The following is a 26233-nucleotide window of genomic DNA, read 5'->3' on the forward strand; positions in this document are numbered from 1 at the left end:
CCGGTATGTCGATCACCCGTCGCTTGATGTGCCTGGGTCGGGGCAAGCTCTAGGGAGGGGCGCTGGTGCCTGCCTTTCATGGCGCCAATCATCAAAGAGGGGAAGGGCAACCTTCCCCTGAAGTTGCATTCTTGCAGGCTTGGACTGCTTGCATAACGTAAGCGGGATCCGGCAGTTCGGTCGTCAGTATGCTCACTCGTCCTGTGGTCTTTCCGAACTGGCTTAGACCTGTTGCCCAAGTGCTTGCGTTGATGGGCATCTTGGCGTCGTTGCATTCGAACCTGAATCCCCGTTCTCTTTTGTGAAAGCCATGAAGCCCTCTTGCTGACCGTGAAAACAACCCGTTGGCATATCAAGCTATGCGCCGACATAGGGGTTTTTGCTAACAAAATGCCATCAAGCTACAATCGAAGATCTATCGCTTTATGATGCTGTATATATAAACAGTATTTGTAGTTTGTCTTTTCGAGGTACACGGTTGCGGTACCTGAATTGATTTTTCCAGTTGTGGTAATGGATTTGCCAGGACGGCTTCATCTCATTCTCCTCGCAAAATACATCCTCGCCGCAACGGTGAAGCAATGATTGGAGAATGGTGTGAGCAAGCTCAGCAACGATGCAACCAAGCTACTCGAAGCTATAAGCTACCAACTTATCGTAACCTTGGAATACTGCCATGACTTGGTAGATGGGCAAACCTTGTGGCTAGAGGTTTTTGGCGATGTGACCGTCAGCGGAAGCGTTCAAGTTGAAGTCAAAAACTTTGTGGATGACCTCACCGATGGTCATAACAATTTCTGGAATACGCTAAAAAACTGGTTGTCGCCAAAGTTTAAGCAAGAAAAGTATTCTGAGCTAGTTTTGCTCACCACACAGGCATATGGTGCAACGGCAGAGCTCCGACATTGGAATAATCAGTCTGGCGAAGAACGGCTGAAGTTTTTGGATAAGGTACTTTCGGATAGTGAAGCCCGTATTGCCACTTCGGGTAAAAAACCTTCTAAAGCAGTAAAAAATCAGCAATTCGTGATGGCCAGTGAACGCAGATGCGTTCTCCAGGATGTAATAGAAAAAGTAAAAATCATCTCTGCCGAACCTGATTTAAAAACACGAGCAGAGAATGCTAAGAGTCGCTACGGAAAGGGTGTAGATCCGTCGAAGCGTGACGAGTATTTTGAAGCGCTACTGGGGTATCTCATTGAACCATGCCTCTCTAAGCCTGGCTGGATGATTAGTTATTCTGATTTCGACCTTAAGCTATCCAGATTATTAGCTCAGTACGGACGCAATTCCCGTAAATTTCCTACGATAGATACCGATGCATTTGCGGGACAGGTCGATTTGTCCGCCTATGCTGATAGGTTATTTGTAAAAAAACTCTATGAAATCGAATACGGTAAACGGGTGCCTGAAGCTATTCTAGAGCACTTAGTTACTGTGCATACGATCAGTAGCGAATTCAAGCGATTCACCGTCGAAAAATCTGATGTCGACAATTATAAGAAAGATCAACTCAAGCGACACAAAAGCCTGAGGTCGGCAGAGATGAGACGTTGCTCAAGAAAGCCGAAGGAAGACTGGTGTTTCGAGTCACAAAATTTCTTCGACACCCGATGCGGGGAACCCGTCGATGGAATGCCTGCATTTGACGGTACAACGTCTGAATTTCGAAATGGAATCTGGCATATGTTGGCAGATGACGAAGACGAAGAAGGAAACGAGAAATTGCATTGGAGGCTTTGGTGATGAGGCTTTCTACGGTCGATCATATCCATACCTTACAGCGTAGCCCTTTTATTATGGCTCCAATTCTTCATGCGTTCTTTAGCGAATTGAAAGAGACCCAGAAGAATATTTTGTTCGGTTATCTCGTACTTCCATTTGTTCTGCATGACGCTACAGGCTCCTATTTGCGGAGCATTAGCGAACGCAATACTTGGCGAACCATGGTGTCTGACAAGACACGCATCGCCGGGGTGCACAAAAGAATTCACTCGCTGAGAGAGGTCACCAACATTACGTTGATGAGCCTTATCAATTCAGGGTATCTGACAATAGATGACGACATGGTCGTTCGGGCTACAAAGAAAACCTTTCCGCCATTAAATGGAATGGGGAAGAAAATAGCCTCGGCCCGTAATCTAGCAAGGCTTCTGGACGATCGGGAAGCTCCACCTGTATTCAAGTCGCTAGGGATAGTTCAACTATGAAGTGCTTCGTAAAGTCGGTGGGTGTGATTGATCACGATAATGTTATCCATCAAGTAACGCTCAAGACTGGCTTGAACATCATCACTGGCAAGTCATCCATGGGTAAGAGCGCGATTATCGAGATTTTTGATTTTTGCTTTGGTAATAGTGATGACACAATTCCAAAGGGTGTCATAACAGAGCGCTCGAAAATATATTTTACATTACTTCAGTTTGAGAAGGAACAACTGCTCCTGGCACGTATGCGGAGTGTCGATAAGCTCTTTATCAGCGAAGTGAATGGTACGCTTGACGAAATTTTCCTGAAAATGAAAAACGTTAAAGAGTTTTTCTCGTCCAGCTTGTTCTTGCCGCTGCGGGATTTTAAGAAGGAGCTTGGTCGATATTTTTCAGTCACCATGACGGATATCGATGAAGATCTTAGTAGTCGTGAACTAGGTAAGTCGAAGAGCTCAACCCCTTCGGTTCGCAGCTTCGTGTCCTATATGCTTCAGCATCAAAATTTGGTGGCGAACAAACACGCGCTTTTCTATCGTTTTGATGAAAAGGAGAAACGTGAGCAGGCCATCGAACATCTAAAAATTTTCATGAACTTCGCAGATCAAAAATATTTCTGGCTGTCCCAAGAGAGCAATCAGCTCAAGGCAGAACTGAAAAAAATCGAAGCTCAGATACCTAAAAAGAAGGAAGAGAAAGAGCAGTTCATTAAGAGAGTTGACCAACTCTTGGCGGAGTACAAATCAGTCAGTGGTACGGATCTCATAGGGCTGACAGGTGCTCAAATTGCAGGAAGCGTGAAACCCTCGTTCAAAAAGATAAGAGACGCCAACGTTCGCATCGACAGCTTGACGGACACTTATTCAGTACGCAAAAAATCTTTGGAAGAGGAACGCTCGAAGCAGACGGTCATCGTTCGCGGACTACAAGATAAAGTCCACGCTGTGCAGTCTTCGATCAGCCTCACTGAAGATTTCGCCAAAGGTATCACCGAAATTCCTGTGCCCGAATACGCCGAAATCAGTGATGCCCATTGCCCATTTTGCGATGCGCCCAGTGAGCAGGTGGATCAGGAGGCAAACAAGCTGACAGTTGCTATTGACTGGATGAACCGTGAGCTCAGAACTTCTTCCTATGTGCGTGAAAGCTTTCGAGATGAAGAAAGTAAGTTGAGTAAGGCGCTTGCGAAGGAAAAAGATACTCTTTCCGGTATTCAAGCCAACATTAATCAACTGGCTAAACAGGTCGAGGATCTGAAGAGAAGTAAAACGGTTGATGAGATCGCATTGCGCGTCAAGCATCGTCTTGAGGACGTGATCGAGGATTATGGGAGTCGAGGAAAGTCGGAGTTCGAAGCTACACAGCAGTTAATTAAGGACAGGCTTGCAGAAATAAAACCGCTTTTGGATGAGTACGACGTTCCTGGTAAAATGGCTGATCTAAGTGATCTTATCAACAGTGAAATGTCTCGAATCGGCGCAGGTTTTGATTTCGAGGAGGCTTACCAGCCTATTAACTTGAAATTTGACCTTCATACCTTCGACCTTTGGCATGACAGCCCCACAATGGGCAATGTGTACTTACGCTCGATGGGTAGCGGTGCCAATTGGCTGTACACGCACCTGACTCTGTTCCTGGCACTGCATTCTGTATTCGCTCTAAAGCACGAAGAGGGCTGCAAAATCCCTCCTATCTTATTCTTGGATCAGCCGACGCAGGTCTATTTCCCCGCCAAGATTGATCATCGAGAGGAGGGGTTCGATCCCAAAGCGTTGGCGGCGCTCACGGAGCGGGCTAAGCATGTCGACGAAGACATCGGTTCCGTAACCAACATGTTCGACAAGCTTGTCGAGTTCTGCGAGCAAACTGAAAAAGCCACTGGCTTAATGCCGCAGGTCATCGTAACTGATCATGCTGATGAGTTGACTCTAAAAGGGCAGGCTACCTTCCAGTCATTTGTGCGTGCTACTTGGCGTACGCGGGGCTTCATCGCTAAACGTCTAGCTGACGCGATCGCTTGATGTACATTGCACCTACTCCCGCACTGGGAGTAGGTGCTACGTATTCAGTACGTCCCTCAGACTAACTTATACGTACTTGATGATGTTATGTGCTGCCTCTGTTCCCGGTTCGCGAGCGTGGTTCAGTACGCCGTTCCTTTCCATGCCTACCGGTCACTCAATATCCTCACAGTAGAGGCGCATGATTTTAGTTATCTCATGAGCGCGCCCACCGCTAGAGTGGTTTAGTTTTAAGGCATAGTGCTACCATCGCAAGTCGGGCTGCTTACGGAAGACGAACCGGCCGTTATGCCCATCACTAAAAGGACGCCACACCATGTCAACTCGCTCACCCTCGCAAAAAATTGGAGCCAGAGGCCATAAGTGGCTCGCCTCCCATGTTGAAGAAAGTCTGCATTGGTTATCTCGTGACCTCGGCGAGGACTATGGGATCGATATGGAATTTGAGTTGCACGAAGGTGAGGTGCAAGGAAATATATTAAAAGTACAGATAAAATCCGAAGATCAGTGTAAGCAAAAAAATGGTCTTGTGAAAATTGTGATAGATCGGAAGTATCTCCGTTATGCAGATGCCTGTCGATATCCTGTTTTGCTGGTATTTGTTTGTCTTGCCACAAAGCAAGCATGGTATATCTGGCTACAGCAGTGGCTGCTGGAACAGCGTGCAGAAATTGATCCGCTGGCCATGGTTAATAAAACTTGGACGGTTTGGGTTCCTGTGACACAAACTGTTCAAGCAGGCTTGCAAGGTGAGCTCAAAGGTATCGCACGCTGGGAGGGGCAGACTCAACTAACTTTAACACTTAGTGATGCCATCCGATGTGCCAGAGCTGTCAATAAAAATGAGATAGCTGAGGCTGTTCAGCCGCTTTTAGGCACGTCTTCCTCGCAAGGAGGGGTCATTAGCTTAAATACACTAATAGCTGAGGCTGTTGCACTTGGAGATAAATTAAGAAATACGCGTGATGGAAATCGAGTGGTAGAGCAGATTTATAATGTTATTCGACATTTTGGTAATGTGGTTACCAAAGAAACTGCACTAAAACTTGTTATGCGTGGAGAGTCTTTTTCGCGTGCTGGGGTGAATTCTATAGGAGTGCTCTATGAGCATCATTTTGAACACGCCCGTTCGTTAGAGCTTTCGAAAGTATTTGAAGAAATTGCACCTCAAGTAGCTTTCTACTGCGCGTTCCGAGAGTCGAGCCCTCAAGCCAGTTCTTTCCCATCTAAAGATTTCCGATTCGCTGGGCTGAAATATATTGCTCCGGAAGATGAAATGGGGAGATTTATTAATAGAGGGACTTCATTTGTTTTGGACTGCCTAGTGTGGGAGTGAAGGTTGGGTCAAATGCTGCTATAAATTTTTTGCAAGCGGAAGGCGATTGCACTCCAGCTTGGATGAAGGGGGGGGTGTGCAGTGCCATGGCTCGATGCGTACTTCAACTTTAAAAGTCGTTGCATCGATATGAATTTTCTTTGAGTGCTTGGATTTTGTTGAATGAGTCAAAACTTATCAAGATCACAAAAATATACACTTATCACTCTCTCATCCATTTCATTGGTCTTGGCCGGAGTTTGGTTAATAGTTGAGCTGGCGTATAACGGTAGCGCACCGTTCAATATGGAACCCTTGGTCGTTACCTGTGCCAGTTCTATTCCTATCTTGACGCTATGGTGGCCGTTTAACCCTAGATATAGGTCGAGAAGGAAATCTGGGCGGGTGACAGTGCAGCTTCACCTGAGGCACTCTGCTGAGCTGGGGGAGGGTGACTATGGGTTTCATCCAAATTTCTCAGAAAACTCCCCCACATCTGTCCATCTTCAAACACGCTTCCATCCAAGCTTAATTGGGGCGGCAATAGCTGGAGATGCCAATTACTTCACTGACGTTAAGGATGCGAGTTCCTACGAACTATCACCTGAGGATATGTCCCCTAACGTGGATGATATTATCATCTTGAAGAATAGGTACAACAATTACGCGTTGCTTCGGGTTGTCTCCATCAATCCTCCTGCTTCAAATGTTCGAGGGACGGATGTAGTGATTGACTATGTTATTAATCCTAAAGGCGGATTGAACTTCAGCTAGCTGCTGACACTATAAAAGATGAAACTTGAAAGAGGCCAATCAAAGTAGGTCGTAGAGGTGCAGCGATCATTGAATTCTGCACATTGCGAATGGAGGTCTCGTTTCGTCGATGAGCAAGTTTGATCAGCTGAATAATTATATATAGAGCTCGAATCAATGTAAGCAGCAAAGACGATGGAGCGAAGCGAGTACGAAACTCAATCCTTTTGCCAGTAACGATGTACTGTGGATTTTGACAATCCAAGAACCTTGCATGTTTCAGCTTGGCTTAAACCTTCAGATTTTAATCTTTTAACCGCCTCTGCATTTTCGTTATTGGCCGGTTTCCCAGGGTGGCGCTTGATCAGTTGGCTTCCGGCATATTCGCTCTCCAGCTGCTTGATACCTCCCAAGTATTTGAAGTCACTCAGTTGGGCATGGGCGCGTTCGAGAGCTTGATCGGGAGTATTGCCATCTCGCAGGGCAACGCATATCGCCAATAGAGCCACGGGATCAAAGTCTAATGCGGCGGCAAGACTCATCAGCTTGCCAAGGCTGGGGTTGGCATTGCCCTGCTCCAACGCACTGATATGGCGTTGCACGCTGACGTCGGCCAGATCCTCATACCCGAATCCACGTTGCCTGCGAATCACTCTGATTGCTGCTGCAAGCTGTTTAGTGAGCGACATGTTCGTCCCAAAAGACAAGGATGGGGCCACATCGCAGCTGTTCCGATAAATGCAATTTGTTGCTATTATCGGAACTTCTGGCTTTTCGACCCTGCGCATCTGCTCCGTTAGGAGGGTAGGTCGCACTCACCACGCGTGAAGCTGCGCCTAGGGTCTAAGCAATATAGGTTTAAATCGAGATCGAGCGAGCCCATGAGGATTCGAATTTACTCAGACCTGCACAACGAGTTCGCCCCATTTGAACCGCCCTCGACTGACGCAGACATCGTCGTCCTAGCCGGCGACATCGACACCCAGGCGAGAGGCGTCAGCTGGGCCAACGAGACGTTCAACCAGCCCGTCCTTTACTGCGCAGGGAATCACGAATTTTACAAAGGCCACATCGACCACACTCTTCGAAAAATGCGAGAGGCCGCTGCGCCGCATGTGCATGTGCTGGAAAACCAGGTTTGGATTTGCAACCAAACACGCTTTCTGGTCACAACAGCCTGGACGGATTTCTCATCCACCGGAGACCCGGTGGAAGCGATGGTGACTTGCGGCATGTGGATGAATGACTTTCAGGTGATCAGAGCAGAGGAACGCTTTCGCCGGCTGCGTCCGGCGGACGTGATCGAACGAAATCACGATGCCTTCGACTTTCTGGTCGGTGAACTCGCCAAGCCTTTCGAAGGAAAAACGGTTGTTATCACGCACCATTGCCCAGTTCCGGAGGTGGCTGGTGATAAGCATGAGGGCCATTTAAGTGCGGCTTATACAAACCAGTGGCACTCGTTAATTTCGATGGTGGACGTCTGGATTTTTGGGCATACACACCGTGCCGTGGATGTTGAACTGAACGGGTGCCGTTTGATCACGAACCCACGTGGATACCCAAAAGAGCGCACAGGCTTCATCTCGGATTTCACGATCGAAATCTGATCGGTGATGGAGGAGGGGGAGGATGTACTGGATCAAAACTTACGGAGCGAGATTGTCCGACTTCAGGTTTCACAGGTATCCAGCGGTCATTGAGAGAGCGCGAGCTGTCATCGCTGATCCAGACGTTGTTGGGTACCTTTTGTGCGCTCTGGAGCGGCCTCAAAAAATTACAGGTCTTCTGTTCTGTGACCCGGCGCAAAAGTACCCAGAAGGTTTACCCATACATGCACTACCAGTTGTAGATCGAAGCCAGCGTGCAGGCTACGACGTTTTTACGACAATCGATGGTGGGATTTTTGTCGTTGCCCACTGGCTTTTTCAGAACGGTGCTTTAGATCGTTTCGATCGAGTTCATTGAGGTGCTTTGTGGGTTGCTCGTGGTCGATAACAGAGGCTTAGGAAAAGAAAGTATGGCTTTGCCAACATGCGTTTTGGACGCCAAGAAAATTGATTTCGGCGTCCAAGTGACAGGCTACCTGTGCTGCGCCGAATTCCAGCCTCCCTGCATGATCGGAGTGGTTTTTTCTGAAACACGTGGACGGTTCTCGGATGGCAAAACAATCCGGACTTCTCAGATAGAACGAGTGGTTGAGCTGCAGGGGTATCAACTATTCGAGACATACAACGGTAGTCGATATGTAATTTGCCACTGGTGGCATGAAAACGGCGCCATGCCTGAGATCAATATGATCCACTAGCGAACAACAGGCTTTGCAATCGGCATCCCAAGTTACTCAAATCCCACGATGCACGGCTCCCAGATGTCTGGAACCGTGTCGCTTTGAAAGTCTTTAGAAAACAAGGCAACAGTGTGCAAGCAGATTTGATTGAAGATTTACTGTATGGCCCCGCCCAGATGCTCGGTGGCTCTCAGCTTGAAGACGGTGAGCTCATTCAACTGGCGCGTGAGGAGTTCGAGGGGCAGCCATTTTGCATTGTTCGGAATTGGATGCTGCTCGACCTCCTGCTCGCCGAGGCCCAGGAGCGTGAAGTGAAGAAGCAGGGACTTCAGCCCACTGTACTTTTCATTAGCCATGCTGTGTACGACAGTGATGCCAGCGTCCCAGCTAGCGATGGTTTCGTCACTGGCTATCAAAAAGACTTTCACGGCTGCTTTTTTGAAAGCAAAGACAAGCTGTACATCCTGGCTGGCCGTGGTGCAAGAAAGCACGTGAGTGTGCCTGCGATCTCAGCGCTGCATGAAAATTTGTCTTGGCCCGTCAGGTAGTGGCGAGATTGGGAAGAGTTCTATGTTTGGACGGAGTGCTTCGCTCGCGATTGGAGTGATTCAGCGACGCTGATCGAGAAATTATTCCCCGCTGTCCCGCTGCTCGGACAACAGCCCAGTAGCTCTTCGTACTCAGATTGATCAAGGCACAGTGAGGCTTCGGTAATTCGCCGACACGTATGGAATCCATCACTCTTCAAATTCACTCGAATGGCCGTTGGCGCGATGCATTGGTGGTCAGCTTCGATTTACCTAGAGATAGCCTGCGAAGTCGGTGCAACATCAACTATTTGCCCGAATACCTTGTGGATCAGTTCATTCAACTGGGTACGGTTAAAGCGCCGGCTGTCAGTGCGAACTTCCCGCTGGAGTGGGATATTCGGCGTGAGCCTGCTCCAGCTTTTCTGCGCGATATCATCCCGGCTGGTGCTGGACGCCGGCACATCTTGGCGAGAACGGTAGTACCGTCGGATATATCTTTCGACCTATTTTTGCTGCAGCAATTCGCTGCTGCTCCCATTGGGCATATGCGTATAAAACGTGCGGCTGGAGCGCTGTGTTCCGCACAAAAATCGACTGGTGGGTTTCACCGAGACGAGGTTGTTCAGGCAGGTATGGGCTTTCTCGACCAGGCCAAGAAATCGGGAATGGCGATAAGCGGTGCCCTTGGCGCCGGCGGCGAAGCTCCAAAAATGCTACTGGTCGAAGACGCTTGGGGGCAGCTTTATCCTGAGGGGTCGCTACGCGACGCTGATGTGTGTAGACATTGGTTTGTTAAGTTCCCGCGTAACAGCGCCACTCAATTAGATCGCGACATCCTTCATAGCGAATACTGCTTTTACCGCGCGCTGGACGAGTTGGGGGTCGACACGATCACCGCCGAGGGGCTGGCATACGAAGCAGCGAAGATACCTAGCATTTGGATGCAAAGATTCGATCGTAAGGTTTCTGCGGAAGGAGTGGAGCGCATCGCAGTCGAGTCGATGTACTCATTATGCGGAGCTAGGGATCGAGGTGGTTTTTTGAATCATTTCGACGTCGTGGATCGGCTAGCGGAAACATGGATTGCTGCCGGCCAAGAGTCTGAAATTCCGGACATGATTAGCGAATACTTGCGACGGGATTTGATCAATCAGGTCGCCGGGAACACCGACAACCACGGCGGAAATCTATCGATCCTTCGGGGCAAGGAGCGAGTGAGCTTTGCACCGGTTTACGATCTTGCACCCATGTTGCTGGATGTTGAAGGCATAGTGCGGATCACCCGGTGGTCAGCACAGATAGAACGATTAGGTTCGGTCGATTGGAGGGCTGTGTGTGCTCGCTTCGCGCATAGGGCAGAACCGGAATGGCTGTTCGATCGTTTACAGGCGGATGCCCGGTTGCTGCTGGCGTTGCCGGATTTGCTACAGGATCTAGGACTGAGGCAGGAAGTCTGGCGCTCGCCGATGATTCCGCTCAGGTGTCTCGAAGATACGTTTCGCAGGTGGAAGTTGATGTGATTGATCTACTTCCTGCTAACGGTTTCTTTTTTGAGAGCAAAGTGTAGTGATCAACTAATCCCGGACACGACGTTAAGTTTTTCCTCGGCCCGAGCTGGTGCCAACCCACCATTGAATTGGTGAGGCCGAATCCAGTTGTACCGATGCATCAAGAAGTGGCTGATATCGCGCTTGGCTTCTTGAGTCGTTCTGTAGCCCGTGGTCGGTATCCATTCCGTTTTTAGGCTGCGAAACACGCGCTCCATTGGCGCGTTGACGCTCCTATGTCAACAAGATCGAGCTGAATCGGCTAAATCTGCCAAGATCAAAGGGTATAGCTCCCTGACGATATAGCGCTTTAAACAGCGCTGGATTTCTTTGGAAGACAAACCTTCAGCGCTACGACTTTGCGTGAACAACTCGTTCACCCGGCTGCGCAACCGAAGTCGTTCAACATCAGGCGTGCGGCGCCTAAGGCGCTGGGCGTAGTAGCACGAACGAGTGACTTCAAACAGCTTGCACAGCCAATCAACCGGCTCATGGACGCTCAACTGATTGATCAGCGCGTACGCTCGTGATCTTCCGACATCAAGAGCGCGGTAGCCTTTTTTAATATCGATTTTTCCCGTTCAAGCCGGGCAATCCGGGCTTCCAGCTCCTGAATTTTCTGTTGTTCCGGGGTCAATGCTTTGCTCTGCGGCGTAACACCTTGGCGCTCTTGCTGAACCTGATCAACCCAGCGGCGCAGGGCCGACTCGCCGACGCCAAGTGAACGGCTGGCTTCGATGTAGCTGTAGTTTTGCTTGAGCACGAGGTCGGCAGCCTCGCGTTTGAATTCAGCAGAAAAGGAACGGCGTTGTTTGGTCATCTGACACCTCGATCTGGCGAGCATTCTCACCTAAATGGGTGTCCGGTTTCATTAGACCACTACAGACAGAGCGAGCTGTCGATTTCACGCATCAATGAATAAGGGAAAGCTATGACCGCAAAAGTCGGAAGGGTTGATCATCCTGTTGTGGCGGTGAACGACCTCAGGGCGACGCGTGCGCAGTACCTGAAGCTGGGTTTTGTAGTCCCGCCTAGCGGGAAGCATCAGGAGTGGGGCACCGAAAATCTATGCATCATGTTTCCAGGGGATTATTTGGAAATCCGTGGTATCGGGGATCCGAGTAAATTTCTGGCGGGTGTCGATAAATTCCTAGAGAAAGGTGAGGGGCTATACAGCGTCGCTTTCAATGCGAAATCCGCTGATGAAAGCTACCTGGCAGGTATTAAATCTGGCTTGGGCATTGAACCGCCCAAGGCGTTGAACCGTAAGCTCGTACTCGAAGACAAGGTTCTAGACCTTCATTTTCGGACAGTGATGCTTGACCACAGTCTTTACCCTGGATTGACTCATGCCAATCTCTGCGAGCACCTCACTGCGGACACCTTGCGCCAGCCAGGCTGGCTGGATCATCCAAATGGTGTCGTTTCGTTTGGTCGTATAGTGGGTGTCATCAGCGATTTCGATGCAGCGCAGACCGCTTACAACAAGCTACTTGGGCCGGAGAACGTGCACCGATATACCGATCGCATATGGCTGAACTTCGGGGAAGGAGCGGATATAGAGTTGATCACAGCCGAGGAGGCTGAATCGCGCGGTGACGCTCATCCAATCAGAGGTGATGCCTATTTCGCCGCTGCCACATTATTGGTCAAAGACGTGGCTGAAACCGCCCGCGTGTTTGAAGAGAATGGTGTCGAGTTCACGCAGGTAGCGGAGGGAATACTTAAAGTGAACCCAAAAGATGCCTGTGGGGCAAATCTCTATTTCCAGCAGGCCTGACTTCCTGAGATGTCCAAAGAGTACCGCCCGGGAACTGCAGGCCATCGAGCAGGTTGTGCCAGGCGACGATTAGCAAGCACAGAGCAAACAGGATTGGCCTCGGCAGCCTGACTAAAGGGCAATCATGCTGACGCCAATGGCCCAGATCACCTGCATGTAAATCACAGTGGGTGGGAGCTGGAATGTCTAGGCAAAACTCACCAAGGTGAACTCCAGCAGTACCAGGAAGAGGGTGCTCAGCGACAACCTTTAGCGTCTCCATAATTGCTACACCCCGAGGTGCTCTACGCAACAAGGCGTGGTATCGAAGATGATATTGCTGCAATCTGTGCATTAGTGATCTGCAGTCAACCCGTCTTGTTCATCAGGGGGTCAGTTCTCACACTAGCGGTACTTATGTGAAGGCAGCTTCTGACCGAAGGGGAAATGACCATGGTATCTGCGATCCGCTTTAACCAGTTCGGTAAGCCTGACGTATTGAACCTGGAGACACTGAGCGAACAATCGCCAGGGCCAGGCGAGGTCTGGCTTGAGCAGGAAGCCATTGGTGTCAACTTCCTCGACGTCACCCAACGTAAGGGCGCAGTCCCCATTGCGTTGCCATCCGGACTTGGGCTGGAAGGAGCTGGGCGTGTCGCCGTTGTGGGTGCCGGTGTCAGCAATGTGCAAGTTGGGGATCGCGTCGCTTATGCCACCGGCCCTATTGGCTCGTATGCTTCGGCCCGGCCTTATCCAGCCGAGCGGCTGGTCAAAATTCCGGATGCACTGTCGTTCGATGATGCCGCGTCTGTCATGTTCAAGGGCATCACTGCACAGTACCTTTTGAAGGCCACCTACCCCGTAGGGCAGGGCACAACCATTCTCCTCTACGGTGTAGCTGGGGGGCTGGGGGAAATCATGGTGCCGTGGGCCAAGCACTTGGGGGCCAAGGTGATAGGCGTGGTTTCAAGGCAAGCCAGTGTCGAAAAAGCTCAGGCGTTGGGCTGCGATGAAGTTCTGGTGTTCGATGCTGACAGCCTGGCGTCGGATGTCGCTCGTATTACCGAAGGCAAAAAAGTCGACGTAGTCTATGACCCTATAGGACGTGTGTCTTTCCAAGCATCCCTGGATAGCTTGCGACCCCGTGGCCTAATGGTATCGTTCGGAGCTTCATCTGGTGCGCCGTCCGCCGTTGAGCTGTCGACGCTCAACGCCAAAGGTTCGCTGTTTCTGACACGCCCTTCGTTGGCAGCTCATACAGCGGGTGTCCCCGAGTACCAGGAACGTGCACTGGATGTTTTGGCAGCTATAGGTGCCGGTATTATCAGACCCCGGATCTGGGCTAGCTATTCGCTGGCTGACGCAGCATTGGCGCATGCTGACCTAGAGTCGGGGCGTTCATCGGGGGCGATCATTCTAAAACCATGAATCTTGATGTTCTGAATAATCAGCACAGTGACGAAATCGCTGCGTTCTTGGCCGTGGCCTCTCAAGGTTCGTTTGTGGGGGCCGGCCGACTATTGCAGCGACACCCGACTGTCGTCTCAAAGCGGCTCGCGGCCATGGAAAAGCGCCTAGGCGTCCGGCTCGTGGAGCGCTCAACCCGCCAGGTGCGCATCACTGACGTCGGCACCAAGCTGGAGCGGCGCCTTCGCTCTGCCATCGAGTTGATGAATGAAGCGCAGCAGCAGGCAGCCGAAGGTGCCAGCGAAATTCGCGGTACATTGCGGCTTGCATTGCCCGCCGCCATGGGCAGGCGCTGGCTGGGCCCGATGCTGCCCGAATTTCTCGACGCTCATCCCCATGTCTCGATCCTTGCCGACTATAGCGAACGTCTGGTCGATATCATTGATGAAGGTTTTGATGCCGCCATCCGGATTGGAGAGTTGGAAGACAACAGGTTGATCGCCAGGAAGCTCAGCGACCATCGACGGATTCTGTGCGCCTCGCCGGGTTACATCGAAAAGAACGGCATACCTGAAACGCCACAGGCATTGATTAATCACAATTGCCTTCGCTTCAGCGGACTGGCGTCATTTCCTCAGTGGAGACTTCATCGCGGCAACGAGCTTGAGACTGTCTCCCCAAAAGGAAACCTGACGGCCAATGACAGTGAATCATTACTGGCAGCGGCCCGTGCCGGTGCAGGAATACTGGGCGCCGGTGACTGGTTGATGAGTCGAGATATCGCTGCCGGGCGGCTGGTGCATGTCCTTCCTGACTGGCAACTGGATACCGCAGGCGGGGTTTATTTGGTCAGACCATCGGCAAAATTTCCTAGCGCCGTGGTCGTCGCCTTCAAACAGTGGATCGAGTCAAAGTTCATCCCTGCACCTCCCTGGGCCGTTTAACCGGCTGATCTTTAATTCTCCCCAAATAAATGGAGGCCCCTTGTTCAAAGGTGTCGCTCTTTCTATTGTCTCATCCTGCCTTTTTGCAACCCTGTATTACTACGCGACCTTGCTTGCCCCACTGGGCGGAGAGGAAATTTTCGGATGGCGGATGCTGCTGATGTTGCCTTGCATTACCGCTTTTTTGGTACTCAGAGGAGAATGGCGACATGTAAATGCAGTCTGGAAACACCTTAGGCGAAAACCTCAGATGTTTGTATTACTTTGCCTGAGCAGCGCTTTGCTGGGCATGCAGCAGTGGCTGTTCATGTGGGCACCGTTAAACGGTCATGGGCTCGATGTTTCTCTAGGCTATTTCCTTCTACCGCTCGTAATGCTCCTCGTCGGTAGGATTTTGTATGGTGACCGCCTAACACCCATACAAAAAATTGCAGCCCTTTGCGCTGCAACGGGTGCGGTTAACGAGCTTTACCAAGTCGGACGTCTTTCATGGTCGACGCTTTTGGTAGCCTTAGGATTTCCCTTGTATTTCGTGTTGCGACGTAAACTCGCTACGGCACATCTCGGCGGCCTTTGGTTTGACATACTGCTTACGTTTCCGGTTGCTGCCTATTTTGTTATGGGGCATGAACCAGCCGTGGATGTCTTCTCCCGGGCGCCGAGCTTGTATTTTCTACTTGTTCTGTTGGCGGTCATCAGTTCGGCTGCGTTTATGGCCACACCGTTGCAGGTAAGCTCCTTCCCTTCAGCCTGTTTGGTTTACTAGGTTATGTTGAACCGATATTGATGGTCGCAGTGGCCCTAGCCTTGGGTGAGCAGATCAGAGCAGAGCAGTGGATGACGTACCTCCCAATCTGGGTAGCGGTGGGCTTGCTTGTTTTTGACGGTGGTCGTTATTTATGGCGCTCGCGGGGGTTAGCAGATAGACAAAATGCGGCGAGGATTAGGGCTAATTTGAGGGCATCCGCTTGATAGTCACGAACGTCCACTTCTGGCCGATGCTGTTGAAAAAGTCGACCTGGGCTGACTACCCTGCATTGAGTGCTGAAAACGCCAATTTTCAGGTTGCTACGAAAAATCTGAGCCATGAAACTTGTGCGCAACGCACAAATTTAAATCTCAGACGCGTACTTTTCTGCGGTGGAAATTGAAGCCGGCTTTTTCATCAGAATCGACCACAAGCATCCACTCAAACGCTGGTTTGTGGGGTGTTTGTAAAATTGAGTCACCTGATGGTCGATGACTCAGCGCTTATAAAGCAACGCATCGACCACAACCCCAAACGCTGACGAATGCTCACGGCGATTGGGGTAGTAAAGATGGTAACCGGCAAAGGGTTGGCACCAATCCTCCAACACTCGAATAAGGCTTCCGTCGGCAAGTTCCTTCGCAACCATATCTTCGGGCAGGAAACCCAAGCCGCATCCCGCAACGGCAGCGCGCAGAATCGGCACACTACTGTTGAACGTCCATTGCCCTTCGACGCGTGCCTTGAGTTCGTGACCGTCCTTTTCAAAATCCCACTGCATCAAACTCCCATGGGTGGGCAGGCGCAAATTGATGCAATTGTGTGCGGCCAGATCACCCGGCTCCTTCGGGAAAGGCCGATGTTTGAAATACTCAGGTGATCCCACGACGGCGATGCGCAACGGCGGGCCAATCGGAACTGCGATCATGTCCTTGGCCACCTGATCACCCAGACGCACGCCGGCGTCGTAACGCTGGGCGACGATGTCGGAAAGGGCGTAGTCGACGGTGATTTCGACCTTGATATCCGGATAGTCCGGAAGCACCTTCAGCAGCTTGGGCCAGAGGATGTTGTTCGCCGCATGTTCGGAAGCTTGAATCCGCACGTTGCCGGCAGGGGTGTCGCGAAACTCGCTGACCGCCGCGAGTTCAAGTTCAATCTCGTCGAACCGCGGCGCCATGGACTGATACAACCGTTGTCCGGCCTCGGTAGGGGAGACGCTGCGGGTGGTTCGTGTCAGCAGCCGAACGCCGAGCCGTGTCTCTAGAGCACGCATGGTGTGGCTCAGCGCGGACTGCGAGACGCCCAACTGTGCAGCCGCGCGAGTGAAGCTGCCTTCGCGGGTAATGACCACGAAGGCTTGCAGATCGTTAAGATTGGCGCGGGACATTGATGAGAGCCTCTCATGCAGAGCGCGGGATTATCCTATGTAATCAGGTTCCGCATGGATGCGCGACCCCAACGAGCCAATCACAAGGTTCTTGCGTAGAACGGCGTCAACTTACCGAGTGCAGCATCCACATACTTGGGAACCCAGTAGGTTTCGATGTGCGTGGCGCCGTCGATAATGAACAGCTCTTTGTCCTTGGTGCCGGTAGCCTTGGGTAACGCATCCTGGGTCATGTACAGACTGTCAGCCTTGCTGCCCGCGATCATCAGCAACGGTTGATTGATCAGCTCGATCTGGTTGGTGGCATCGAAACGCATTAGGTCGAGCAAGCTGCTGGTGGTGTATTTGAAGGTTGAATTTGGATGCGCGTGGGTTTTCCAGTAGTACTCGTACCCTTGGCGATACAACTCGAACGGCAATTTGGCGATCTGTTCATCGGTGAGGTTGGCATCCCCCGAATAAAGCACCTCGCCGCCGGCAGCTTCCTGAGCACGGGCAGCGGAAGCCTGTTGCAGACGTTGCTGGACGGTGTCCAGTTGCGAGTCGTTGTAGCCATTGCGACGCACCCGCCCGGAATTAAACATGCTGATCGTCGCGACCGACTTGAAGCGCTTGTCGGTTTGCGCGGCGGCCAACGAGTAGCCACCGCCGCCGCAGATGCCGAGCAGGCCCAAACGGTTACCATCGACGCCCGCGTACTGAGTGATGAAGTCGGCCATGCTGTGGATGTCTTCGATGCGGTACGCAGGCTTGTCGATGCTGCGCGGCTGTCCACCACTTGCACCCTGATAGGCGGCATCGGCGGTGATCGTGATATAGCCTTGTTCGGCCAGGCGCTGGGCATACAAACCGGCCACTTGCTCTTTCACACCACCATTGGGGTGCGCCACCACTACAGTCGGATAGTGCTTCTTTTCATCGTAGTTGGCAGGGGTGTAGACGTTGGCGGCGATGTCCAGGCCATTGAGCTTGTAGCTGACCGGGTGGATGTTGACCTTGCCGGGCTCGTTCTTGGTAATGGCGCCATCGTAAGCCAGCGTAAACGGGTTCTTTTTGTAGTCCGCAGCCCCGGCTTCGCCAGCCGAAAGGCCGACCAGCGCCGACATGAGTGTGGCTTTTAGAATGATGTTTTTCACTTCAAACTCCTGAGTAATCAAAAGGGGGCAGTTCAAAAAAATTCGCGTGTGCTCTGGTCAGTCCAGATGTTTTTCTTTGAGGAACTCTGACACCAGATCCGCGATCTGCACGTTGTTCAAGTCCGACATGGGGAAGTGGGTGTTGCCCTTGATGCCAATCTCCGGCAAGTGGATCAGCCTCACGTCGCCGCCGTGCTGATTGACGGCATCGCGCCATAGCCGGGCCATCTTGAGGCGAGCGCGCCAACTGTCCTGGGCGGGCAGGTCGACGGCTTGTTCCGGGATGTTGTCGCCGTAGAGGATCAGGATCGGAAGACGCGTGAGCGCCATGAACTGAGCCATTGGCACCGCAGCTCCCTGCACCGTGTCGAACGCGCTGGGAATTGGTGCGGGGACTTCACCCTGCGGGAAGACGAAGCTGCTTCCAGGTTCGAAAGCCACAATGGCTTTAACCTTGTCGTTCTTGATCGCCGTCAACCAACCCGGCCCGCCACCCTGCGAGTGAGTGAACAGGATGCCGGGGCCGATTTTGTCGAAGACTGCCGACACGCCATCGGAAACCACACCCATGTCGAACGGCCCGGTGTTCGGCGTCATCGCACGGAAGAACTGGTCGCGGGTTTGCGCATCCTGAGCCACCTGCACACCTTCGAAATAGTTGGGCCACAGGCCGATGCGGAACTGATTGAACCAAAGTTGCTCGTCCGGAATGGGCTTGATCGTCGTCTCGACCATGCTGCGCCCGGCATCGCCACGACGCGGCTGGTCGATCAGGTACACACCGAAGTGGCGGCGCAGGAAAATGTTCTGGAAGCCTTCGCGGCCATCGGCGGTGGTTTCCCAGGTCTTGGAGAACTGGCCGGCGCCGTGCCACATGACGATGGGCAGTTTTCGCGCATCGACCGGGATTTGGTAGAAGGTATAGGCATGGTCACCGTGGTAGGTCTGGCCATCCGGTGTCATGGGCTTGTGCGGATTGAACGTGCCTGGTGCGGTAGTCATCGTCCCGCCGGCGGTGAAGCTGCCTTGCTTCTGAATCATCAACGGGGCGGCAGCATTGTTCGAACTGCCGGGATGGTTCGCACAGGCGGCAAGCACGCTCAGCAAAGCGATGCTCAGCAGAATTTTTCCAAGTGTCATATCAACCTCCCGAAGCAGTGAGGGCCAGTGTCAATGCCGTGTTCGCACGTTTGGCGACCTGTTCATCGCCGGCTGCCGCCAGCACCTCAATGACCTGATGCAACTGTGCCGCGCTGAGCCCCACCCGCAGGCTCGCCTGCATGTGTGAGCGCAATTGCGATTCCACACCTGGTGTAGCCGCCAACGCCCCGACGGTGGCCAGTTCGCGACTTTGCCAGTCGAGGTTGTCGCGCTCGAAGATGTCGCCGAACAAATGGGTTTGCAGAAACCGGTTGATGACCGGGGCAAAATCGAACACCGGCCCCTTGACCGGGCCACCCGAAATTTTGGTTTGATTGGCTGTGCCTGCCGCTAGCAAATCGTCACCGACCGCAATGGCGCGGGAGGGCTCCTGGCCCGGTGCGTCCTGAATGCCGCGTTGTTTGCGTGACTGCACCACCGCCATCAGTTCATTCAATGCATTGAGGCTGCGCGGGAAGCCGACGTAGGCGTAAAGCTGCACCAGAATTTCCCGGGCCTCACTGATTGTCAGGCCAGCGTCCAGGCCCTGGTTCAAGGCAGTGGTGAGCCCGGGCATGTCACTGGTCGCCATAAACGCGGCGATCAGTGGAATGGCCTGTTGCCGAGCCGACAGTGTTTCTGTCGCAAGCTGGTTGTTGGTCATGGGTTGCGATGCCTCGGCGTTGTGATTGGCAAAACCCGCCACCAGACCGAGGCTCAGACACAGAGCCGTCAGCGCGGGGAGGGCACTGGTCTTGCGAGGTTCGATCGGTGTGTCAGTGGTCATCGGGTAAGGCTCCTTCCATTGCTCATCACGGTGATGTCGCTGGATCGTACGGAGGATGGTTGTGTCGATTAACCCCAATATTGCGCAAGCACTCTTGAGCAGGGTTCATGAGTCAAACGATCAATCGCCGGTGAAAACCCGACGCTGAGCCGAAGAGCCGGGGGCTTCAGGTTTCGAGGTGCGACATTGCAGGGGTGTCGGGCGCGAGGCTTCGACACATCCCGTTACTTCATTTGCACGCCTTGAGCGGGCGTTTCACCGTCGTATTGCGCCTGCGAGACTTTTTCCGCCCAGGTGACCGTCTTGCCATCCTCGGCTTCAGCAATCGCGATGTGGGTCATGCCATTGGTGGCCGTAGCACCATGCCAGTGACGGGTTTGCGGCGGGATCCAGACGATGTCGCCCGGACGGATTTCCTGACGTGGCCCGCCCTCTTGCTGCACGTAGCCAACACCAGCGGTGACGATTAGCGTTTGCCCCAGTGGATGGGTATGCCAAGCCGTGCGTGCACCGGGTTCGAAGGTCACCGTGCCACCGCTGATGCGCGCCGGGAGATCACCTTTGAACAGGCCATCGACCCGTGCCGTCCCGGTGAAGTTTTCAGCTGCGCCTTTGATTGAAGGCTGAGACCCGTTATGGGTGATGCGGATTTCGCTGGAGGCTTGGGCTTGCGCAGTCAAGAGCGATAAGGCAACCAGCGGGGTAATCAGACGCTTCATCAAACGAACTCCTGTCAATCGGTGAGGTGACCGTGGGGCTGCTCCGCGCGCGGAGCAGCAGTAAGAGAAAATCAGAGTCCGGTCATCTTCAATGCAGGCTCGGGCAGACGTTCGCCCTGCACCTGGATTTGCGACATCTGCTCGTTGATCACACGCAGATCCTCGCCGGTCAGTGCCAGTTCGACAGCGCCCAGGTTCTCTTCCAGTCGATGTTGTTTGGTCGTGCCGGGGATCGGCACAATCCATGGTTTTTGTGCCAGTAACCAGGCCAACGCCACTTGAGCAGGCGTGGCGTCCTTGCGGTCGGCGACGGCTTTGACCACTTCAACCAGCGCCAGGTTGGCCTTGCGCGCCTCAGGGGAGAAACGGGGGACGAAGTTACGGAAGTCGCCGGCGTCGAACTGGGTGTGCTCATCAATTTTGCCGGTGAGGAAACCGGCACCGAGTGGGCTGAACGGTACGAAGCCGATACCCAGTTCTTCCAGCACGGCCAGGAGTTCGATCTCCGGGCCACGCCAGAACAGCGAATACTCGCTCTGTACTGCGGTCACCGGTTGAACGGCATGGGCCCGGCGAATGGTTTGCACGCCAGCCTCGGACAGCCCGAAGTGCTTCACCTTGCCCTCGGCGATCAGATCCTTGACGGTGCCGGCGACGTCTTCGATAGGCACCTGCGGATCAACACGATGCTGGTAAAACAGATCGATACAGTCGGTTCGCAAACGCTTCAACGAATCTTCTGCCACCGCCCGGATATGTTCTGGTCGGCTGTTGGTTCCGCCGCTACGCTCGCCGGTGATCAGGTCAATATCAAAGCCGAATTTGGTGGCGATGATGACCTGCTGGCGGATCGGTTGCAGGGCCTCACCCAACAACTCTTCGTTGCTGAAGGGGCCGTACGCCTCAGCAGTATCGAACAAGGTGATGCCTTGATCATGCGCGGAGTGAATCAGCTTGATCATGCTTTGCTTGTCTGCAGCCGGCCCGTAGGCCGACGTCATGCTCATGCATCCAAGGCCCAGGGCGGACACTTCCAGGCTGTTGCCCAGCTTGCGGGTTTTCATCGGTCTACTCCCATTCAGAAATTGATTAACGTGCGAGCTGGCTGTCGCTTAGCCAGGCGGTAACGCGTTCCATGGTCTTGCGTTCCTGTTCACCCTCCATCACAAAGCCCTCCATCACCTTAGACTTCGGCGCATGTTTTTCGACAACGCTGCGGCTATTGCCTAACCCGTAGCCGCCATGGGTGTTGAAGGGGATGATGGTTTTCCCGCTGAGATCGTGGGTCGACAGGAACGACCGCACGACCGGCGGGGCGGTTTCGCCCCAGATCGGGAAACCGAGCAGTACAACGTCGTAGTCGGCTATTGCGCGAACCTTGCTTTCGAGGGCTGGCTCGAAGCCGCTGTCGCGCTCCTGTCGAGCCTGCTCTACCGTTTCCAGGTAATCCTCGGGATAGGGACTGGCCGGGCGGATCTCGAAGAGGTCTGCACGAAGTCCTCGCTGGATGAGCCCGGCGACAACGCGGGTATTGCCCGAGCGCGAGAAGTACGCCACCAGGGTGCGCGACCCGGAACGAGGGGGGTCGTTGCTGGATTGCGTGTCGGCAAGCGACAGAAGCGGGGCGCTCGCGAGTGCGGCGATGACCGTGCGGCGAATCGGGTCGTGATCGTTGCTCATGGCAATGCTCCGTTAACGCCCGACGCGAGCCTTGAGGGCCTCGGGGTAACGCTCGCCTTCAATGGGAATCTGCGCCAGTGCCGCATCGATTGTTTTGAGCTCTACCTTGGAAAGCGTAATGTTGGCACCGCCGAGATTTTCTTCCAGACGATGTAGCTTGGTCGTTCCGGGAATAGGCACAATCCACGGTGCTTGTGCGAGCAACCAGGCCAGAGCGATCTGCGCCGGTGTCGCTTCTTTTTGCGCCGCGATCTCGCGGATCAACACCACCAGCCCTTGATTGGCTTGCAGTGCTTGGTGACTGAAACGGGGGACGATGCTCCGGAAGTCGTCGCTGCCAAAGGAGGCATCTGCCGACACGGTTCCGGTGAGAAAACCCTTGCCCAGCGGACTGAAGGGCACGAAACCGATACCCAACTCTTCGAGCGTCGGAAGAATCTCCTGCTCAGGTTCTCGCCACCACAGCGAGTACTCGCTTTGCAGCGCCGCCACAGGCTGGACGGCGTGAGCCCGTCGAATGGTTAGGGCTCCTGCTTCCGACAGGCCAAAGTGCTTGACCTTGCCTTCCCGGATGAGCTCTTTCACCACGCCAGCGACATCCTCGATAGGCACATCTGGATCAACCCGATGCTGGTAAAGCAAATCAATGAAGTCTGTCTTCAGCCTGCGCAGCGAGCCCTCGACGGCGACCCTGATGTGCTCCGGGCGACTGTTGAGAATCTGCTGTTTATTATCGGCGCCGAAGGTAAAGCCGAACTTGGTGGCAATGACCACTTGATCGCGCACCGGCGCCAGGGCTTCACCCACCACTTGTTCATTCAGGTAGGGGCCGTAAACTTCGGCGGTGTCGAAGAAGGTGACGCCTCGGTCAACGGCCGAGCGGATCAACGAGACGGCTTGTTGGGTATCGGTAGCCGGGCCATAGCCATGGCTCAAGCCCATGCACCCTAAGCCGAGGGCAGACACTTCAAGTGAGCTTTTCCCGAGTTTGCGCTTGTGCATTTCGTTCTCCCGCTTGGCTTTCAGCATTGAGCTGGTGGTTGGACTGCACGGTACCGCTGGGAAAACAGTAAGTGAGCTAACGGATGAGCACTAGATGGGTAAATCGGCAAGGGTTTATGAGGTGTGCTCATCAGTCCGGTAACAGCGGGTTGCCGGATGTTTAAGGCAGTGTGGGAGACTCATGAGCACAGCTCATTTCCCTTAGCGCAATTAAGGGATTAATCGATAGGCCAGCAATCTCTACGATGCCTGAATCCGCCACTATCAGGCTCTGCACCCATGTCTTCACTTCAACGCCCCGCAAAGGCAGCCCTAACTGCCGGCACTGAAACGCTGCGCAGAACCTCCGATCTGCGATTGCTGCTTAATCTCAGCGCACTGATGTCGTTCGCATCAATCTCCACCGATATATACCTGCCAGCACTGCCGACCATTACGCGGGCGCTTCACACCGACACGGCCAGTGTTGAGCTGACTTTTTCTGCCTTCCTGATCGGATTCAGCTCCGGGCAATTGATCTGGGGGCCGATCAGCGACCGTTACGGACGCAAGTTACCCATCGCCATCGGGATGATTCTGTTCATCATCGGCTCAGTCGGCTGTGCGCTCTCCATCAATGTCAGCCAAATGATGTTGTGGCGAGTGATTCAGGCGCTGGGGGCCTGTGTCGGCCCAGTGCTTTCGCGCGCCATGGTGCGTGACCTTTATGGACGGGAACAGTCGGCGAAGATGCTCTCGACGCTGATTCTGATCATGGGAGTGGCGCCCTTAGCGGGCCCGCTGATTGGCGGCCAGGTGCTACGTTTATGGACTTGGCAAGGCATCTTCTGGTCGTTGGCCCTGGTGGGATTGGTAACGCTCGTTTCATTCCGCCGATTGCCGGAAAGCCTGCCTCGCGAGCAGAGAACCTCCGAGCCACTCAAGCAGACTTTTATCAGCTACCTGCAACTGGTGCGTGATCCACGGTTGATCGGGTATGCGCTGTCGGGAGGTTTTTTCTATGCTGGCGCCTACGCGTTCATCGTCGGAACGCCCTTTGCCTACATCGACTATTACCACGTCTCACCACAGGCCTACGGCTGCCTGTTCGGGATCAACATTCTCGGGATGATGATCGCCAACTTCATTAATGGGCGATTATTGAACCGTATGGGTAGCGAGCGAATTTTTCATCGAGGCGCCTGGGCCCTGGCGTTCTTTGGCCTGATTCTCAGCTTGTGCGCGTGGTTTGGCCTGGGCGGAATCTGGGGGCTGGTCGTGCCGGTGTTTTTCTACATGTCCATGAACGGATTCATTGTCGCCAACTCCGTGGCCGGGGCTCTGGCTCACTTCCCGCAGCGCGCAGGCTCTGCGTCTTCGTTACTTGGCGCGATGCACTATGGGAGCGGCATTCTCAGTGCTGCGCTGGTCAGTTGGCTATCGGATGGAACACCGAGGGGAATGGCGCTTGTGATGGGACTGGCGGGCGTAGGGAGTCTGGCAACAGTACTGCTTTCTAATGCCAAAGACAGCTCTCGTTAGGTGCTGCGTAGAGAGAGCAGCCAAACATACAGATGGGTGTCCCTACCGCCCGTGCTCTCGCACTTCAACGCCTTCGCTTGTTCTGCGACGAAGGTTGAGTTCTTTTGTAGTAATGGCACAGGGCGGCCCAAAACGAACAATATTGCCAATCGGGTAAAGGAGAACACTACGTGTCTGCGCATTCTGATACCAGAATGGAATTTTTGTTGGTAAGGATGGCGTTATTGGTGAAGTTACTGGGAAGTCTCCTCAGACCGTTGCTGATTTTGTTCGTGCGAACAAGCAGGCGTTCGAGCCTTGATGTTGATTGGCGTGGGAGTGGTGACTCGCGGTATGGACGCTTGCGATGAATAGACCGCTGGCGCTCTGTATTGGTCTAAATATCGACATCGCAGTTGCACCGCTAGCCCGTCTGGCAGGTCAACTGAAAACGTCATCAGCTGATGTGAAACTGGTCATTCGACGCGTGGACTCCCTGCAAATGCCTGGTTTATTAATGTCGGGGGAGATTTCTGTTGGAGTAGGGCGTGTTCTGGAGGGCGCTCCTGATCTCGAAATGACGGCGCTCGGTAAAACGGCACTCATTGTTGTCTGGCGGCGAGCCAATGAGTCTGATTCCTTTCAGACGTGGTTCAGAAATGAACTACTGAAGTGCTTCAACGTAATGGCCCCATCCTCCAATTGTATGTAGCAAACTGCGACCAGGTCAGCACCTGGTCGCTGCATTCATATCAAGCGTTTTCTTCCTTAGGAACATCGCTCACGACCTCCGTGAGTTCGCCGGTATCAATGTTGTAGAAGAACCCGTAGATTTCCACGTGTCGGGGCACTCCCGGATGGGCACGGACAATACCAACGTCATATTTGAGTGAACTCTCGAAGTCCGAAATACAGATGCTGTCGTGGTCGAACGCGGACGAAATATCGCTGCCGTGCTCATGTTTGAACGCATCAATGATGCCATCGGTGGTGAAGGATGTGGCGCCGCAGAAAGAGTGGTGCACCACAACGACTCTCTCTATGCCGAACAGATGCACCATGGTCGCGATCGATTGTACCCCCGCGACAGCCCGCCCCCCGGCAACGGATACCGGGAACAGGGTAGTCGTATGGCCCACCCGGTTACCGGCTTCATCAAGCACGTTTTCTCCCGGGTAGACCTCGCCAAAATGCTGGGCGACAACGGCCGGAACCTCCGACGCACGTGGATCGAAACAGTGAATCAGCACGGTTCGTAGATTGACTGCCTTGGCGAAGAGAGGGCGGAACTCCGATTCGTTAAACCGTGGTTGCGCTCTGAACGAGAAATCATTGAGGTTGGGCATTTTTTGTCTCCG

The 26233-nt window shown here is 53.3% G+C and carries 22 protein-coding genes and 3 pseudogenes; 13 read left to right on the top strand and 12 right to left on the bottom strand.

The window, feature by feature from the left end:
- Positions 1 to 597: 597 nt before the first annotated feature.
- The 4 genes from AC3WRD_RS08635 (at position 598) to AC3WRD_RS08650 (ending at position 5564) form a co-directional block, all read left to right on the top strand.
- On the top strand, positions 598 to 1746 hold the full coding sequence (locus tag AC3WRD_RS08635) for a hypothetical protein (RefSeq protein ID WP_102620247.1): 1149 nt from the start codon (positions 598 to 600) through the stop codon (positions 1744 to 1746).
- Positions 1746 to 2210, top strand: a complete 465-nt coding sequence (locus AC3WRD_RS08640; RefSeq protein ID WP_102620248.1) for a three component ABC system middle component — start codon at positions 1746 to 1748, stop codon at positions 2208 to 2210. The genes AC3WRD_RS08635 and AC3WRD_RS08640 overlap by 1 nt, the downstream gene beginning before the upstream one ends.
- Positions 2207 to 4228 carry a DUF3732 domain-containing protein gene (locus tag AC3WRD_RS08645; RefSeq protein ID WP_084323623.1) on the top strand — a complete coding sequence of 674 codons (2022 nt, stop codon included), beginning with the start codon at positions 2207 to 2209 and terminating at the stop codon, positions 4226 to 4228. The genes AC3WRD_RS08640 and AC3WRD_RS08645 overlap by 4 nt, the downstream gene beginning before the upstream one ends.
- A 316-nt stretch (positions 4229 to 4544) precedes the next feature.
- Positions 4545 to 5564 carry a DUF4365 domain-containing protein gene (locus AC3WRD_RS08650; protein WP_102620249.1) on the top strand — a complete coding sequence of 340 codons (1020 nt, stop codon included), beginning with the start codon at positions 4545 to 4547 and terminating at the stop codon, positions 5562 to 5564.
- A gap of 950 nt (positions 5565 to 6514) precedes the next feature.
- On the opposite strand, the gene AC3WRD_RS08655 is transcribed toward AC3WRD_RS08650, so the two are convergent.
- Positions 6515 to 6985 carry a helix-turn-helix domain-containing protein gene (locus tag AC3WRD_RS08655; RefSeq protein ID WP_102620387.1) on the bottom strand — a complete coding sequence of 157 codons (471 nt, stop codon included), beginning with the start codon at positions 6983 to 6985 and terminating at the stop codon, positions 6515 to 6517.
- A gap of 192 nt (positions 6986 to 7177) precedes the next feature.
- On the opposite strand from AC3WRD_RS08655, the gene AC3WRD_RS08660 reads away from it, so the two are divergent.
- From AC3WRD_RS08660 to AC3WRD_RS08670, 3 genes are all read left to right on the top strand, one after another.
- Entirely contained in the window at positions 7178 to 7906 is a 729-nt protein-coding gene (locus tag AC3WRD_RS08660; protein WP_084323627.1) for a metallophosphoesterase, read from the top strand.
- A 781-nt stretch (positions 7907 to 8687) separates the two neighbouring features.
- The gene (locus AC3WRD_RS08665; RefSeq protein ID WP_256580638.1) at positions 8688 to 9134 is read left to right on the top strand and encodes a DUF6957 family protein; all 447 of its coding nucleotides are present in this window, start codon (positions 8688 to 8690) and stop codon (positions 9132 to 9134) included.
- 179 nt (positions 9135 to 9313) lie between these two features.
- Complete coding sequence (locus AC3WRD_RS08670; RefSeq protein ID WP_102620250.1) at positions 9314 to 10636, top strand: HipA domain-containing protein; 1323 nt, start codon at positions 9314 to 9316, stop codon at positions 10634 to 10636.
- A gap of 50 nt (positions 10637 to 10686) precedes the next feature.
- On the opposite strand, the pseudogene AC3WRD_RS08675 reads toward AC3WRD_RS08670, so the two are convergent.
- A pseudogene (locus AC3WRD_RS08675) lies at positions 10687 to 11483 on the bottom strand (transposase).
- 111 nt (positions 11484 to 11594) lie between these two features.
- On the opposite strand from AC3WRD_RS08675, the gene AC3WRD_RS08680 reads away from it, so the two are divergent.
- Positions 11595 to 12443, top strand: coding sequence for a VOC family protein (locus AC3WRD_RS08680; RefSeq protein ID WP_102620251.1), 849 nt, complete (start codon positions 11595 to 11597; stop codon positions 12441 to 12443).
- Between the two features lie 19 nt (positions 12444 to 12462).
- Here the strand turns inward: AC3WRD_RS08680 and AC3WRD_RS08685 are convergent.
- A pseudogene (locus AC3WRD_RS08685) lies at positions 12463 to 12674 on the bottom strand (hypothetical protein); the annotation flags it as partial.
- A 201-nt stretch (positions 12675 to 12875) separates the two neighbouring features.
- Here AC3WRD_RS08685 and AC3WRD_RS08690 point away from each other — a divergent pair.
- The 3 genes and pseudogenes from AC3WRD_RS08690 (at position 12876) to rarD (ending at position 15745) form a co-directional block, all read left to right on the top strand.
- Positions 12876 to 13850, top strand: coding sequence for a quinone oxidoreductase family protein (locus AC3WRD_RS08690; RefSeq protein WP_102620389.1), 975 nt, complete (start codon positions 12876 to 12878; stop codon positions 13848 to 13850).
- Positions 13847 to 14773 (top strand): LysR family transcriptional regulator, encoded by a 927-nt coding sequence (locus AC3WRD_RS08695; protein WP_102620252.1) that lies wholly within the window; start codon positions 13847 to 13849, stop codon positions 14771 to 14773. Before AC3WRD_RS08690 ends, AC3WRD_RS08695 begins: the two co-directional genes overlap by 4 nt.
- Positions 14774 to 14813: 40 nt before the next feature.
- Positions 14814 to 15745: pseudogene (rarD, locus tag AC3WRD_RS08700) on the top strand (EamA family transporter RarD).
- A 272-nt stretch (positions 15746 to 16017) separates the two neighbouring features.
- Here the strand turns inward: rarD and AC3WRD_RS08705 are convergent.
- The 8 genes from AC3WRD_RS08705 to AC3WRD_RS08740 all read right to left on the bottom strand — a co-directional run bounded on the left by AC3WRD_RS08705 (position 16018) and on the right by AC3WRD_RS08740 (position 23375).
- Positions 16018 to 16911: a LysR family transcriptional regulator gene (locus AC3WRD_RS08705; protein WP_102620253.1), complete on the bottom strand. Its 894-nt coding sequence runs from the start codon at positions 16909 to 16911 to the stop codon at positions 16018 to 16020.
- An 80-nt stretch (positions 16912 to 16991) separates the two neighbouring features.
- Complete coding sequence (locus AC3WRD_RS08710) at positions 16992 to 18047, bottom strand: alpha/beta hydrolase (protein WP_102620254.1); 1056 nt, start codon at positions 18045 to 18047, stop codon at positions 16992 to 16994.
- A gap of 57 nt (positions 18048 to 18104) precedes the next feature.
- Positions 18105 to 19049: an alpha/beta hydrolase gene (locus tag AC3WRD_RS08715; RefSeq protein ID WP_173861376.1), complete on the bottom strand. Its 945-nt coding sequence runs from the start codon at positions 19047 to 19049 to the stop codon at positions 18105 to 18107.
- 139 nt (positions 19050 to 19188) lie between these two features.
- Positions 19189 to 19974, bottom strand: coding sequence for a carboxymuconolactone decarboxylase family protein (locus tag AC3WRD_RS08720; RefSeq protein ID WP_102620256.1), 786 nt, complete (start codon positions 19972 to 19974; stop codon positions 19189 to 19191).
- Between the two features lie 224 nt (positions 19975 to 20198).
- Entirely contained in the window at positions 20199 to 20693 is a 495-nt protein-coding gene (locus tag AC3WRD_RS08725) for a (R)-mandelonitrile lyase (protein ID WP_102620257.1), read from the bottom strand.
- A gap of 71 nt (positions 20694 to 20764) precedes the next feature.
- Positions 20765 to 21757, bottom strand: a complete 993-nt coding sequence (locus tag AC3WRD_RS08730; RefSeq protein WP_102620258.1) for an aldo/keto reductase — start codon at positions 21755 to 21757, stop codon at positions 20765 to 20767.
- Between the two features lie 25 nt (positions 21758 to 21782).
- On the bottom strand, positions 21783 to 22373 hold the full coding sequence (locus AC3WRD_RS08735; RefSeq protein ID WP_102620259.1) for a flavodoxin: 591 nt from the start codon (positions 22371 to 22373) through the stop codon (positions 21783 to 21785).
- A 12-nt stretch (positions 22374 to 22385) separates the two neighbouring features.
- Positions 22386 to 23375 carry an aldo/keto reductase gene (locus AC3WRD_RS08740; protein WP_102620260.1) on the bottom strand — a complete coding sequence of 330 codons (990 nt, stop codon included), beginning with the start codon at positions 23373 to 23375 and terminating at the stop codon, positions 22386 to 22388.
- A gap of 279 nt (positions 23376 to 23654) precedes the next feature.
- Between AC3WRD_RS08740 and AC3WRD_RS08745 the strand changes: the two genes are divergently transcribed.
- The gene (locus AC3WRD_RS08745; protein ID WP_102620261.1) at positions 23655 to 24896 is read left to right on the top strand and encodes a Bcr/CflA family multidrug efflux MFS transporter; all 1242 of its coding nucleotides are present in this window, start codon (positions 23655 to 23657) and stop codon (positions 24894 to 24896) included.
- A gap of 346 nt (positions 24897 to 25242) precedes the next feature.
- A complete protein-coding gene (locus AC3WRD_RS08750) occupies positions 25243 to 25587 on the top strand; it encodes a type 2 periplasmic-binding domain-containing protein (RefSeq protein ID WP_102620262.1) in 345 nt (114 codons plus the stop codon).
- 40 nt (positions 25588 to 25627) lie between these two features.
- Here the strand turns inward: AC3WRD_RS08750 and AC3WRD_RS08755 are convergent, their stop codons facing one another.
- Positions 25628 to 26221, bottom strand: a complete 594-nt coding sequence (locus AC3WRD_RS08755) for a carbonic anhydrase (protein WP_102620263.1) — start codon at positions 26219 to 26221, stop codon at positions 25628 to 25630.
- Positions 26222 to 26233 lie beyond the last annotated feature (12 nt).

Source organism: Pseudomonas sp. FW215-R2 (genome assembly GCF_058789255.1).